Origin of the sequence: Intestinibaculum porci, assembly GCF_003925875.1 — a bacterium.
Taxonomy (GTDB): domain Bacteria; phylum Bacillota_I; class Bacilli_A; order Erysipelotrichales; family Coprobacillaceae; genus Intestinibaculum; species Intestinibaculum porci.
This window is the reverse complement of record NZ_AP019309.1, coordinates 2369077-2383024: the sequence shown is the minus strand read 5'-3', so window position 1 is coordinate 2383024 and position 13948 is coordinate 2369077. Positions and strand designations below refer to the sequence as shown.

General features: G+C 36.3%; 13 protein-coding genes and 1 pseudogene. 9 read left to right on the top strand and 5 right to left on the bottom strand.

Going from position 1 to position 13948, the window contains the following annotated elements:
- Positions 1-11 precede the first annotated feature (11 nt).
- Positions 12-2513 (top strand): glycosyltransferase family 2 protein, encoded by a 2502-nt coding sequence (locus tag SG0102_RS11395; RefSeq protein WP_162300204.1) that lies wholly within the window; start codon positions 12-14, stop codon positions 2511-2513.
- A 10-nt stretch (positions 2514-2523) separates the two neighbouring features.
- Here the strand turns inward: SG0102_RS11395 and SG0102_RS11390 are convergent, their stop codons facing one another.
- Complete coding sequence (locus SG0102_RS11390; RefSeq protein WP_125120040.1) at positions 2524-3312, bottom strand: Fic family protein; 789 nt, start codon at positions 3310-3312, stop codon at positions 2524-2526.
- A gap of 229 nt (positions 3313-3541) precedes the next feature.
- On the opposite strand from SG0102_RS11390, the gene SG0102_RS11385 reads away from it, so the two are divergent.
- Together SG0102_RS11385 and SG0102_RS11380 are read left to right on the top strand one after the other, a co-directional pair.
- Positions 3542-4552, top strand: a complete 1011-nt coding sequence (locus SG0102_RS11385; RefSeq protein ID WP_157983041.1) for a Fic family protein — start codon at positions 3542-3544, stop codon at positions 4550-4552.
- A gap of 49 nt (positions 4553-4601) precedes the next feature.
- Positions 4602-5777 (top strand): MerR family transcriptional regulator, encoded by a 1176-nt coding sequence (locus SG0102_RS11380; RefSeq protein WP_125120038.1) that lies wholly within the window; start codon positions 4602-4604, stop codon positions 5775-5777.
- Positions 5778-5918: 141 nt separating this feature from the next.
- Here SG0102_RS11380 and SG0102_RS11375 read toward each other — a convergent pair whose 3' ends face one another.
- From SG0102_RS11375 to SG0102_RS11365, 3 genes are all read right to left on the bottom strand, one after another.
- Positions 5919-6410 (bottom strand): ATP-binding protein, encoded by a 492-nt coding sequence (locus tag SG0102_RS11375; RefSeq protein ID WP_125120037.1) that lies wholly within the window; start codon positions 6408-6410, stop codon positions 5919-5921.
- Positions 6411-6482: 72 nt separating this feature from the next.
- Entirely contained in the window at positions 6483-6683 is a 201-nt protein-coding gene (locus tag SG0102_RS11370; protein ID WP_125120036.1) for a hypothetical protein, read from the bottom strand.
- A 26-nt stretch (positions 6684-6709) separates the two neighbouring features.
- The gene (locus tag SG0102_RS11365; protein ID WP_157983040.1) at positions 6710-7030 is read right to left on the bottom strand and encodes an AlbA family DNA-binding domain-containing protein; all 321 of its coding nucleotides are present in this window, start codon (positions 7028-7030) and stop codon (positions 6710-6712) included.
- A 235-nt stretch (positions 7031-7265) separates the two neighbouring features.
- Between SG0102_RS11365 and rfbA the strand changes: the two genes are divergently transcribed.
- From rfbA to SG0102_RS11335, 6 genes are all read left to right on the top strand, one after another.
- Complete coding sequence (gene rfbA / locus SG0102_RS11360) at positions 7266-8144, top strand: glucose-1-phosphate thymidylyltransferase RfbA (protein WP_125120034.1); 879 nt, start codon at positions 7266-7268, stop codon at positions 8142-8144.
- Positions 8145-8156: 12 nt separating this feature from the next.
- A complete protein-coding gene (rfbB, locus tag SG0102_RS11355; RefSeq protein WP_125120033.1) occupies positions 8157-9191 on the top strand; it encodes a dTDP-glucose 4,6-dehydratase in 1035 nt (344 codons plus the stop codon).
- Positions 9191-10108 carry a dTDP-4-dehydrorhamnose reductase gene (gene rfbD / locus SG0102_RS11350; RefSeq protein ID WP_125120032.1) on the top strand — a complete coding sequence of 306 codons (918 nt, stop codon included), beginning with the start codon at positions 9191-9193 and terminating at the stop codon, positions 10106-10108. The genes rfbB and rfbD overlap by 1 nt, the downstream gene beginning before the upstream one ends.
- A gap of 2 nt (positions 10109-10110) precedes the next feature.
- Positions 10111-10719 (top strand): dTDP-4-dehydrorhamnose 3,5-epimerase, encoded by a 609-nt coding sequence (rfbC, locus tag SG0102_RS11345; protein ID WP_125120031.1) that lies wholly within the window; start codon positions 10111-10113, stop codon positions 10717-10719.
- 78 nt (positions 10720-10797) lie between these two features.
- A complete protein-coding gene (locus SG0102_RS11340) occupies positions 10798-12360 on the top strand; it encodes a hypothetical protein (RefSeq protein ID WP_125120030.1) in 1563 nt (520 codons plus the stop codon).
- Between the two features lie 70 nt (positions 12361-12430).
- The gene (locus tag SG0102_RS11335; RefSeq protein WP_125120029.1) at positions 12431-13675 is read left to right on the top strand and encodes an AAA family ATPase; all 1245 of its coding nucleotides are present in this window, start codon (positions 12431-12433) and stop codon (positions 13673-13675) included.
- Between the two features lie 19 nt (positions 13676-13694).
- On the opposite strand, the pseudogene SG0102_RS15995 reads toward SG0102_RS11335, so the two are convergent.
- Positions 13695-13901, bottom strand: a pseudogene (locus tag SG0102_RS15995) (helix-turn-helix domain-containing protein); the annotation flags it as partial.
- Between the last annotated feature and the right edge of the window lie 47 nt (positions 13902-13948).

Here is a 13948-nt window from a genome sequence, read left to right as displayed (position 1 = left end):
GGATGATTATTATGAAACAGGATTCCCATTTTACATGGTCATTTGACCATGTGGTCTATAAAGATCTGAAAGAAAAATCAATAGAACTTTATGGTTATGTCGTTTCTCCGGAAGATATTCAATTTGAAATCTACGTCAATCATGTTTATGTTGGTTTTGATGCCACCATTGAACCCAAGATTGATTTAGAGAATGCCTATAGCTTCGCTATTACCATTCCTTTAAGTCGTGATCCTCACGACTTAAAAGTGATCGTGAAAAATGATCATTACATGGAACAAATCTTAGACATTCATCAAAAAGAAATCGATAAAATGACGATTCACGAAGATATCTTTATCCATCTAGAAAAATATGTTTATAACGATGAAAACCAGGCAAGTGGTTATGCTTATTCGACAAGAGGTCATAATATTTCTGTTAAAGTCTTAGATGGCGCAACCGAAATATCTTCATCACTTAAGCGAACACCACGTGTTGACTTAGTTAATAATCATATTGTCTCATCAAAACAAATGGATAGCGGCTTCTTCTTAACCTTCAAAGGAGAGAAAAATAAGAAATATACCTTAGTATTTGATGATGGTGTTTCCACTAAAGAAGTTACTATTAAAAAAGAAATCAAACCGAAGACCATTAAGATCTTAGCCCCAGCAAGTATTATGCGTGTCTATAAATATATTCAAACGTATGGGATTGCAAAACCTTTTGTCTATATCAAAGAAAGAGGCTTAAAACATGCCATTAAAAAGTTTTTAAAAGATCGTGATGACGTCAATTATGATACCTGGCTTAAAGGTCATTTACCAGATGAAGAGACATTAGAAAAACAAAGAGAACATGTCTTTGACAATTCCCCTAAGATTTCTTTGATTGTGGCCACTTATAATACACCGCTGACATTCTTAAAAGATATGATTGAGTCAGTAGAAAATCAGACATACCAAAACTTTGAATTATGTATTGCGGATGGCAGTGACAATAAAGATGTGAAAGATTATATCGAAAGTCATCACTATGAAAAAATCAAATATACTTATTTAAATGGTAATCAAGGCATTTCCGAAAACATGAATGCGGCCATGAAGTTAGCAACGGGTGATTATATTGGCTTCTTTGATCATGATGATCTCTTAACACCAAATGCTTTATATGAAATGGTGAATCTTATTAATAAACATCCCGATGCACAAATGATCTATTCTGATGAAGATAAAGTCGATGAAGAAGGCACACATTTCTTCAATCCAAACTTCAAACCAGACTTTAACTTTGACTTATTAACGAGTGTTAACTATATCTGTCATTTCTTAGTCGTCAAGAAAACGGTCATTGATACCATTGGTGCTTTTGATCATAATTATGATGGTGCTCAGGATTATGACTTTGTCTTACGCTGTGTCGCTCATTTAAAACCAGAAGAAATCTATCATATCCCTAAAATCCTCTATCATTGGCGTTTCCATGAACAGTCCACAGCCGCCAATGCGGAAAGCAAAACCTGGGCTTTTGATGCCGGCAAACGCGCTTTAGAAAACTTTTACGCTTCTAAAGGCATCAAAGCAACAGTAGAAATGGGAAGAGCAATGGGCCTGTATCGCACCCATTATGAAGTAGAAGGTCAGCCATTAGTCTCTATTATTATTCCTAATAAGGATCACTTAGAAGATTTAAAACGCTGTATTGATTCTTTGCTTTCTGCAACTTATAAAGCCATTGAAATCATCATTGTGGAAAATAACTCAACGTCTCCAGAAGTCTTTGATTATTATGAAACATTAACCAGTCAATATGAATTTATCAAAGTGGTGACCTGGGAAAAGCCATTCAATTATTCGGCTATTAATAACTATGGCGAATCCTTTGCACAAGGGGATTACATTCTCTTATTAAACAATGATACGCAAGTGATCACACCGAACTTCTTAGAAGAAATGTTGGGCATTTGTCAGCGTGAAGATGTTGGCGCGGTTGGGGCACAATTAATCTATCCAGATCATACCATCCAGCATGCTGGGGTTGTCTTAGGAATCGAAGGCATGGCAGGTCATGTCTTCCTCAATCATCCACAGGATGATTTAGGATACTTTGGTTATATCCAAAGTGTTCGCGATTATTCTGCAGTTACCGCTGCCTGCATGCTCGTTAAGAAATCAGTCTATGATGAAGTTGGCGGTTTATCCGAAGACTTACAAGTCGCTTTTAACGATATTGAATTCTGTTTACGCATTATTCATGCCTCTTACCGTATTGTTTATACACCATATGCTAGACTCTATCACTTTGAATCCAAATCACGTGGTGAAGAAAACAATCCAGAAAAGGTCAAACGTTTTAATAGCGAAGTCACTTATTTATTAAATAAATGGGGCGATTTCATTATGAATGGTGATCCTGCTTATAACCCTAACTTAAGTCTTGTTTATAAAAATGATTATCATCTTAAAGCCAATCCTGATGAAAATGAACTTGAGTGGTTCCTTTCTCAACATGGCTATCACAAGGACTCATAGCGAGTCCTTTTTAGCTTAACAGTTTTAGAAATGATAAAACAAAATAAGTCAAATCACCACGATTACGAGGATCGTTCGTAATCGTAAAGGCTTTATAATATGCTTCTTTATGAGCGTAAATACGTTGCGATAAGGATAAGGCAAGAGAGGGATTATCATCACATAAGTAATTGCTTGTCAGAAAACGTGATAAACGACCATTACCATCGTAAAAGGGATGAATATAGCCTAGTAAGTAATGAAAGAGACTCACTCTCATAAGTATCGGCAGACTTTCATCATTAAGAATCGTTAAGGCATGAGAGAGATCTTTAATGATTTGTGATTCTGGGTAAGATCCCTGATGAATACCCTGACTCCCACTATAAATGGTGACTGCTTCTTTACGGAAGAGCTTGCCATCAGGAAGGTCATGCGGATCAGGTACAATCAAGTCATCATATAATCTTCTTAATGCATAGACATTGGTGATTTTCATAGCTTTTCCTTCTTGTAAATTCTTATAGTGTTTTACAAACCCATTAAAACGTTTTTGTGAGAAATCATCTTCATGACATAATATACCTTCAATAAGGTGACTCGCCATGATTTCCTTTTTATAGTCATCATCTTGTATATTCGTTGATGTTATGTGTTGAATAGAGTCATTAATTTCTGGATCTAGATATATAAATGCTGGAAAGTGATCAATCTGGATAGGAATATGAATCGTTTGATTACTATGATAACGCTGCGAATAGATGTCTTTACCTTCATCAGGTAAAGTAAAATACAGTTTATATAACGAATGATAGCTCATAATACCACCTCAATTTTATTATGTGTGTTTATTCCCTTCATAGCAAGGCATACTTATCGTCTTTTTCTAACCTTGCGTATTTCGTATGATTTAACCATTTCTAACTTTGCGTATTTTGTATGTTTTGACTGTTTCTAACATTGCGTATTTTGTAATAATTCATTTTATGATATTTAAAAGTGACTATCGCCTTGAAAAATATTATAATTTAAGGGAAAGAGGAAATTGTATGGAATTAATAGATTATAAACAAATAGACAAAATGTTATGGGATCGTGAGTTAGTAAGCTTACTGACCCAAATATATCGTGAAGTCGGAAGATTAGAAGTGTATTTGAAACAGGGCAGTGAGGAACTAGAAAAAATGAAAGAGAGGACGATGATGCAAAATATCAGAAGTATGCATCTGATGGAAAAGATCAAAGTCAGTAAACCTAAGCTGAAAATATTAATGGGTGGGGAAGTCACTCATAATATGGATGAACATGAAGTGCTTGGGTATATTGATGCGTATCGTTATATTCATGATCAGGGAAAAGATATTGAGATTACTCCTAAGGCCATCTTAAAGATTCATCGTCAGCTTTATCGTTATACGAAGAACCCTTTTGCCGGTTTAACAAAGATTATGCATGATCCCCTTTGTGATCACCAGGGGGAAACTATTGATATGCCAAGTGCTCCCTTTGAAACAGGACCAATGTTAGAGGCTTTATGTAAAGATTATCGTGAGGATCTTCATGATCCCTTACTAAGAGTGTTAATCTTTATTTATGACTTTTTATGTATTTATCCTTTTAATGATGGGAACTTCCGTATGAGCTTTTTATTGCTCTCATTATTATTAAGAGAAAATGGCTTTATGATCGGGGACTATATTTCTTTGGAGGATAAGGTCTATAACCAGTTAGATGATTATGATCAAGCCTTAAAAGATGCAAAAGAAGATGTATGGGCCTTTGTAAAGTATATGTTAGGCATTATTTTGTCAGCCTATCAGGATTTAGAACATGCCTTAGCCTTTATGAGCAGTAAGCCATCAGCATTAGAAATGGTCAAAGAGGCTATTTCTAAACAAGAAAAACAGTTCACTAAACAGGATATTCGTGATTTATGTCCAACCTTAAGTGTGAGTTCAATAGAAGGGGGACTGCGTCATTGCGTTGCATCAGGGGAGATTATCAGACAAGGTAATGGCAAAAAAACGTATTATACCTTTCCCTTAAATGAAAACGGTTAGTAAGGTTATATACAAAAACAGGAAATGTGCATAAGAAAGGAGAAGGGGTATGCGTTACTATAAAACAGGAGAATTTGCGAAGATGGCCAATGTCTCTATTCGTACGATCAGGTATTATGATCAAAAGGGATTACTCAAACCATCAGCTATGACACCAAAAGGTTATCGCCTTTATAGTGATGATGACTTTGTCAAACTCCAGCAAATTTTATCCTTAAAATATCTAGGTTTTTCACTGGAAGAAATCTTCTCTATGACCATTAAAACCGATAGGGATTCTTTAAAAGAATCCCTATCCCTCCAAAATAAATTAATCACCCAGAAGATCAGTCATCTCAAAGCGGTGCAGACATCTTTAAAAGAAACTGAAAGTCTTTTAGACTCGAAAGAAGAAATCGACTGGAAAGCTATTCTTAATCTGATTCACTTATCAACCATGGAAAACGATCTTGTAGACCAGTATAAGAATTCTACGAATGTAGAAATCAGAATCCGTCTTCATGAGAAGTATTCTGTCAATCCAGTCCATTGGTTTAACTGGTTATATCAGGAATATCACTTACAAGGACAGGAAAAGATTTTAGAAATTGGCTGTGGTAATGGCTCTTTATGGAAAATGAATGAACAGTACTTAAGTAAAGACTTAGATATTACCTTAAACGATGTCTCAAGTGGGATGATTCACGATGCAAAAGAGAATCTCAAAGGATTGTCCCAGTTTACCTATCATCAGTTTGATGCTCACCATATTCCTTATAAAGACCATAGTTTTGATGTTGTCATCGCTAATCATGTGATGTTTTATCTTAAAGATATCCCTCAGGCTTTACGGGAAATCAAACGTGCTTTAAAGAAGGGCGGCTTGTTTTATGTCTCGACCTATGGGCGTCATCATATGAAAGAAATCCGTGATTTAACCAAGGAATTCAATCCTAAAGTTACATTATCATCCGTTAATCTTTATGATCTTTTTGGCCTTGAAAACGGGGAAGAGATATTAGCACCTTATTTTCATGATATAACTTTACAGCGTTATGATGATCACTTAGAAGTCACCGATATGAATGAGATTGCAAATTATATTATTTCCTGTCATGGCAATCAGTTAGAATACTTAGCCAAAGATTATGAAGGTTTTAGAAAACTCTTAGAAAGTAAAATGAAGAACCATAAGTTCTTCTATGTCACCAAAGAAGCGGGCCTCTTTATTTGTAGAAATGATTAAACAAAGCTGATTCAGTTCGGATTAATTATTCAATTTATATTTTGTGGCCCGTCCTTTGCCTACTTTTTCAACGATATGATCATCAATCATTTTGTTTAACAGACGTATCAGGCGATCTGTTTTCATACCGGTAACTTGTTCTCATTCTTTTCTTGAACATAAGTCTTTATTTTCAAGCTCCTTCATAACCAGATATTCACGTTGATGGCTTGCTTGTGTGATGAGTGGTAAGGTGACTGTAATTGAATTTTCATTGACTTGGAATAGAGGTTTACGCTGAAAATGTTTATAGGCTTCTTTAATACGTGTAACGCCTGTGTCCAATTTCTCAATCAAGTCGATTTTTAAAAATACGTCTGCAATTTTGGGATTCCTTAGATTCGAAATCATCGTATTTAAATATTCATATTGACTAAGAACCGCTGGAAGTCCGCCCGGTGAGGTGATTTCTATACGATCTTTATACATGGCAACCTGTACAGAAGAGGGAAGATCCCATTCTCTATGTACAATCGCATTTGCAAGTGCTTCACGAAATGCTTTTTCAGGAATTTGTTCAATATAGTTACGGGTCATGCCAGAAATAATATCATAAGTATAGTATTCTTTAAAAACTTCAATTGTATCTTCCAAAATCTTTAAAATAGAAGTATGAGAAAAAGCCTTTCTGAATGCTATTTGATCAATAGAATCACCAAATCTAATTCAATCAACACCTGGAAAACTATTTTGATCTGATAATAATTCCGCCGCAATATTATAAGTCGTGCCATTATAAAGGCCTAGTGTTTTCAAAACGTCTTCGCTGAGATGTTCAATATTGATATGACGACATAGCTGGGTTTCTAAAAAGTGAAATGTTAGATCCTGGCTACGTGCAGGTAAATCTTCAAAATCTTTGTGCATGCCTTCTAATGAAAGGCGTCGCAATTCTAAAGAACTGACAGGAATAGATGAAGAGTCATGACGCTTATACGCTTTTCCATTATAAAAATAGGGGGTTCATCACCTTTATAAACATCAAGAATAATTGTATTTTGAGGAGTGACCTGCAAATCATAATCAGGGACAGGTTTAATGTTATCGTTGATACTATTTGCAATATTGAGGCAAAACTGTTGAGGATTATCAATGCCAATGGTATGTCCCTCATCATCAATACCAAAAATAATTTGTCCATTATTATAATTAGCATAAGCCGATACTGTTTTTAGAAAGTTATTTGTCATTTTTTCTTTCATTTCTCGTTTCATATGATCCATTCGCCTCTTTTCTCTCTTTAATATATGACTTATGTTGAAGATGGCAAAGAAAATGTCAGTGAGATGAGAAACAAATATTACTGATGGGGATAATTGTTACGTAATGATGGGCATTTTTTATAAAATTGAGACTTTTTTTAAAAGAATAGCGAAAAATATTGACCCTTACGTAACGTCATGGTTTAAATATAGGTATGGAAAGAATAAAAGGAGTGAAAACACAGACATGAAGGGCATTATTTTAGCCGGTGGCAGTGGTACAAGATTATATCCACTGACACGTGTAACAAGCAAACAATTATTACCAATCTATGACAAACCAATGATCTACTATCCATTAAGTATCTTAATGCAGGCGGGTATTCGTGAAATCTTAATTATTTCTACACCAAGTGATTTACCTCGTTTTGAAGAATTATTAGGCGATGGACATCAGTTTGGTATTGAATTAAGCTATGTGGTTCAGCCATCACCTGATGGATTAGCTCAGGCCTTCATCTTAGGGGAAGACTTTATCAATGGTGATAGCTGTGCCTTAGTATTAGGGGACAACATCTTCCATGGCCATGGGTTAACGAAACGTTTACAAAATGCTGCTAGCCGCGAAGAAGGGGCAACAGTCTTTGGCTATTATGTCGATGATCCAGAAAGATTCGGGATCGTCGAGTTTGATGATCAGGGCAAAGCTATTTCGATTGAAGAAAAACCACAGCAGCCTAAATCTAACTATGCCGTGACTGGTTTATATTTCTATGACAAAAACGTCGTAGAATATGCCAAAACAATTAAACCAAGTGCCCGTGGTGAATTAGAAATCACCGACTTGAATAACATCTATTTGACAAAAGGTCAGCTCAATGTAGAATTATTAGGGCAAGGCTTCACTTGGCTTGATACGGGGACACATGAATCCCTTGTTGATGCGACCAACTTTGTGAAAACAATTGAAACGCATCAGCATCGTAAGATTGCCTGTCTTGAAGAAATCGCTTATAAGAATGGCTGGATTTCTAGAGACGACTTATTAGAAGCTTATGAACCATTAAAGAAAAACCAGTATGGTGCTTATTTAATGGATATTATTAATGGTAAATATATTGACTAAGGAGAAACAAACATGAACATTATCGTTACAGGCGGAGCTGGTTTCATCGGCTCAAACTTCGTATTCCATATGTTAAAGGCGCATCCAGATTACAGAATTATCTGCTTAGATAAATTAACATATGCCGGCAACTTATCAACACTTGAACCCGTTATGGACAACCCTAACTTCCGTTTTGTGAAATTAGATATCTGTGATCGTGAAGGTGTCTACAAGTTATTTGAAGAAGAACATCCAGATATGGTTGTGAACTTCGCAGCGGAATCACATGTTGACCGTTCTATTGAAAACCCTGAAATCTTCTTACAGACAAATATCATCGGTACATCTACATTAATGGATGCTTGCCGTAAATATGGTATTAAGAGATATCATCAGGTATCTACTGATGAAGTTTATGGTGATTTACCATTAGATCGTCCAGATTTATTCTTCACAGAAGAGACACCAATCCATACTTCAAGCCCTTATTCATCATCTAAGGCTGCTGCTGACTTATTAGTGTTAGCTTATCATCGTACTTATGGTTTACCAGTAACCATCTCAAGATGCTCTAACAACTATGGTCCATATCACTTCCCAGAAAAATTAATCCCATTAATGATTATCAACGCTTTACATGACAAACCATTACCAGTTTATGGTAAAGGTGATAACGTGCGTGACTGGTTATATGTGGAAGATCATTGCCGTGCCATTGATTTAATTATCCACAATGGTAAAGTCGGTGAAGTTTACAACGTCGGCGGTCATAACGAAATGAAGAACATCGATATCGTTAAGATCATCTGTAAAGCTTTAGATAAACCTGAATCATTAATCAAACACGTAGAAGATCGTAAAGGTCATGACCGTCGTTATGCCATCGATCCTACTAAGATCCATAATGAATTAGGCTGGTTACCAGAAACTAAATTCGAAGATGGTATTAAGAAAACGATTCAGTGGTATTTAGATAATAAATCATGGTGGGAAAACATCATCTCTGGTGATTATCAGAACTATTACCAGGACATGTATGGCGATCGAAAAGAGGTTAACGAATAATGCGCGTATTCGTAACTGGCGTTGCTGGACAGCTCGGTCATGATGTCATGAATGAATGCGCTAAACGTGGCTATGAAGGCATTGGGACTGACTTAAAAGAAACTTACAGCGGGATTCAGGATGGCTCTTATGTCACAACTGCGCCTTACGTTTCATTAGATATCACTAATGCAGAGGCAGTAGAAAAAACGATCACCGAATTACATCCTGATGTGATTGTACACTGTGCAGCCTGGACAGCTGTTGACGCCGCTGAAGAGAAAAAAGATCTTGTCATGAAGATCAACGTTGACGGAACCCAGAATATCGCCAACGCGGCTAAAGCTATTGATGCCAAGATGGTTTACATCTCAACAGACTACGTTTTCAATGGACAGGGGACAACCCCTTGGGATCCGGACTGTAAAGACTATGCACCATTATCAGTTTATGGTGAATCGAAATTAGGCGGCGAATTAGCGGTTTCTAAAACCTTAGATAAATACTTTATTGTTCGTATTGCCTGGGTATTTGGCCTGAATGGCAATAACTTCATTAAGACAATGTTAAAGGTGGGGAAAACCCATGATACCGTCAAAGTCGTTAATGACCAGATTGGTACCCCAACTTATACCTTGGATTTAGCCCGTTTATTAGTGGATATGATTGAAACAGAGGAATATGGTTACTATCATGCCACAAACGAAGGCGGCTATATTTCATGGTATGACTTCACCAAAGAAATCTATAAACAGGCTGGTTATACAACCAATGTTTTACCAGTCACAACAGCGGAATATGGTATTTCTAAAGCAGCACGTCCATTTAACTCACGTTTAGATAAGTCTAAACTTGTTAAACATGGCTTTACACCATTACCAGACTGGAAAGATGCGCTTGCGAGATACTTAAAAGAAATCAATATTGAGGAGTTATAATTATGGGACAGATTCAAGTAGAAAAAAATGTCGGCGGCATTGAAGGCTTACATATCATTACCCCAGCCGTCCATGGCGATAACCGTGGTTATTTCACAGAAACTTATAACCAGAAAGATATGCATGAAGCAGGCTTAGATATGGTTTTTGTACAGGATAACGAATCCTCAAGTACAAAAGGCGTATTACGTGGCTTACATTTCCAGAAACAGTTCCCACAGGGAAAATTAGTACGTTGTATTAAAGGTGCAGTCTTTGACGTAGCGGTAGACTTACGTGCTAATTCTCCAACTTATGGAAAGTGGTTTGGGGTTGAATTAACTGAAGACAACCATAAACAGTTCTATATCTCAGAAGGTTTTGCCCATGGCTTCTTAGTTTTATCTGATGAAGCAAAATTCTGTTATAAAGTAACAGATTTCTGGCATCCAGGAGATGAAGGCGGATTAGCGTGGAACGATCCTGAAATCGGTATCGTTTGGCCACATCTTGAAGGGGAATATAAAGGCACAGCCAACCCAGATAGCTATCATTTAGATGATGGCACACCATTAAACTTCTCAGATAAAGATAAGTTATGGTTACCTCTCAAGGAAACATTCAAATTCTAATTTTATGTCGGTCTTAACAGGCCGGCTTTTCATTTACAAAACTTTCAAAAAATTATAAGATGAGAAACGGAGGTCTTTATGAAAAAGAAAACATTCTATCTCACACTCATCATTTTACAGCTGGTCTTAGCTGTTTATACCGGCAGTCAGAAGAAGTCTTTCTTTGGGGATGAAATCTTCTCTTATGGCTTAGCCAATAGCGAAAACTATTCATTTTTAGGGAAACAGTCAGCCACTCAGGTTTCTCACAATCATGGCTGGGTTGATCAAAGTTATTTTAAAGATTATGTCACCGTTCAAAAGAAAGATGCTTTTACCTATGATGCGCCTTATCGTAATCAGGTCAATGATGTGCATCCGCCGCTTTATTATGTCTTATTACATACCATTTGCTCATTATTCCCTAATTCCTTTAGTAAATGGTATGGCTTAGGCCTTAATATCGGGATCCTCATCATTATTGATTTACTGCTTTATCACATCGCTAAGTATTTTCTTAAAAGTGAACTCAAAAGCTTATTAACAGTCGCTTTATGGTCCTGCTCAGCAGCTGGGTTATCTGATATCATTCTGATAAGAATGTACCTGCTTTTAACCCTTGCTTACTTAGTCTTTTTACAGATGCATATTAAGATCTTTAAAGACCATTCCTATACTGTAAAAAACTTCTTATTGTTATTCTTTAGCGTCATGTTAGGTGGTCTTACTCATTATTATTTTTATCCCTTTGCCTTCTTTATGGCAGCGTCGGTATGCGTTTATTTATTAGTTAAGAATAGAGGAGCTTTATTAGCTTATATGACCTCATTACTTGCTGGCTTTGCCTGCAATTTAATGATCTTCCCCGCCACCTTGACCCATGTCTTTGGCGGTTATCGCGGCACCCAGGTCGTCACTAACTTACAGGGACGCACAGAAAATGTCTTTACCAAGTATTACTTGGGCTGGATCAATAACTCCATGTTTGGCGGCCTGATGCTTTATGTATTTGCGATCTTCTTTATTGTTTGTTTAGTGATCTATTTAAGACAGAAGGACATCAAAGTCAAAGATCATATCAGTCCCTTATTTACCCTTTATAGCTTTACCACAATCATGAGTGGAATCGTTATTATCAAAGGCTCACAAATGGCTCAGCCACGCTATATCTATGCCCTCTATCCATGGCTGGCACTACTTATTGTCGGTATGCTTTCACTCATTGTTCAAATGTTTAAAGTTAATACCCATACCAAAGGTTTCATTCTATCCGTCTTAACCTTATTCATCGCTGGCTTATCCATTTATCAGTACAATGTTGACTGTCTATATAGTGATTATCCCGCTATAGAAGCGAAAGCCAAAAGAGTAAAAGGAGCCGACTGTCTGATTTATCAGAATCCAGGCTGGACTGATTTCTATACGGCGATGCCATTAAAATTCAATTATGATGAATCTTATTTCTTCACAAGCCAGGAGATCCCATCCTTATCAAAGATCCTTGCTAAACGTCAATCAAAAGATCAGATTGTCGTTCTCTTACCTGATTCCTTTACCAAATCACAGGTTAAACAAACCATGAAGGTTATTTGTCAGTCAACTCATAAAAAGCATTATCAAGCTGTTTATAGTTATTATTCCCAAGCTTTCTTATTATCTTAATCCTTTCCTTGCGGAAAGGATTTCTTTATGCCTTCAGTCGTGCTAGGATACAGTTATGAGGTGATGAATTATGCATAGTGATGTAAAGATGATAAGTATGCAAATTAATAACTTTATGAACGTGAAAAATGGATCTATTCATATGAAAGATCATATCCTTGGTATTTTTGGACAAAATGGTTCTGGGAAAAGTGTAGTCATTCATGTCTTCAATATTTTAAAATATGCCCTTATTAGTAAACCGATCGCCGATGTTTATAGCTCATGTATTGCTTTAAAAGCTGATCAGACAACCTTAAGTTTTAAATTAATGGTCGGAGAGCATCATGTGACCTATACATTTTCTCTTCGTGCTATGAATCAGGAAGGTGAAAAGAAAAGACTCACAATTTCTCATGAAAGACTTACTTATGATAAAGTTGTGATTGATACAGACACAGAAGAACCTTTTATCCTGCAAGATAAGCCCTTTTCATTTGATGATCCACAAAAGCGGATTGATCAGCTTGTCGCCAAAGGCTTATGTCACAAGAGGGGACAATCTTATCTGTTTTCCTCAAAACTGCGCTCAGCTTTAAAGAAAAGTGAGATTGTCTGTATCTTAAAGCGTTTAGAAGATTATGGACGAAATGAACTTATTGTCGATGATCCCATTATGCAAAATGACGATACGCTACAATTATTTGGGAAAAACAACTTCCATGTATCGTTTGCCCTTGATGGTGTAACATCAATCCCTGAAAATTTTTTAATGGATGCTCAGTCGGCTATTGACAAACTTAACATCGTTTTACCCAATTTGATTCCTCATCTCACTTTAGGATTACAGGTGATTGGGAGTCACTTAAATAGAAAGAATGAAGTAGTGGCTGAATGTGAATTGGTATCACACAAAAACGAGGAAAACATACCTTTATCAAAGGAATCAGTCGGTATTAAGAAACTTCTCTCGATCACATCGTTATTTTTGCAAAGCTTTCATCATCCTTCTAGCATGATTGTCATTGATGATTTAGATACTTGCATTTTTGAATATTTATTAGGAGAAGTATTACGGATCATGATGAGGCAGGGGAAGGGACAGTTTTTATTCACAGCTCATAATTTAAGAGTCTTAGAAGTCCTTGATCAAAGCCAGGTAATCTTTACAACAACCAATAATGAAAATCGTTATGTTTATTTAACACATGTTAGAAAAAATGAAAATCTGCGTCAATATTACATCCGAAATATCCTGATCGATGAACAGAAAGAAACACTTTATGACTATATCCCAAACTTTGACATCGCCATTGCTTTTCTGGAAGCACAATGAGATCCACGTGTAGTGGATCTCATGAGGAACCCTGTTTCATCTGGGGTTCTTTTTTTAATTCAATTGTTAGGCCTAAAGGATATAAGTTTTTTTCAAGAGTATCTAAGCGGGGAGAGGTTATATTAGCTTCAAGACGGGCAATAGAAGATTGTGGTAAATGGCAAAGTTTCGCTAAATCACGCTGTGATAAACCTAATTCATGACGACGATCAATTATCGCATGGACAAGTTTTGTCTTCTATTCGCATTTTTTTATATTCTTCATATCTAAAC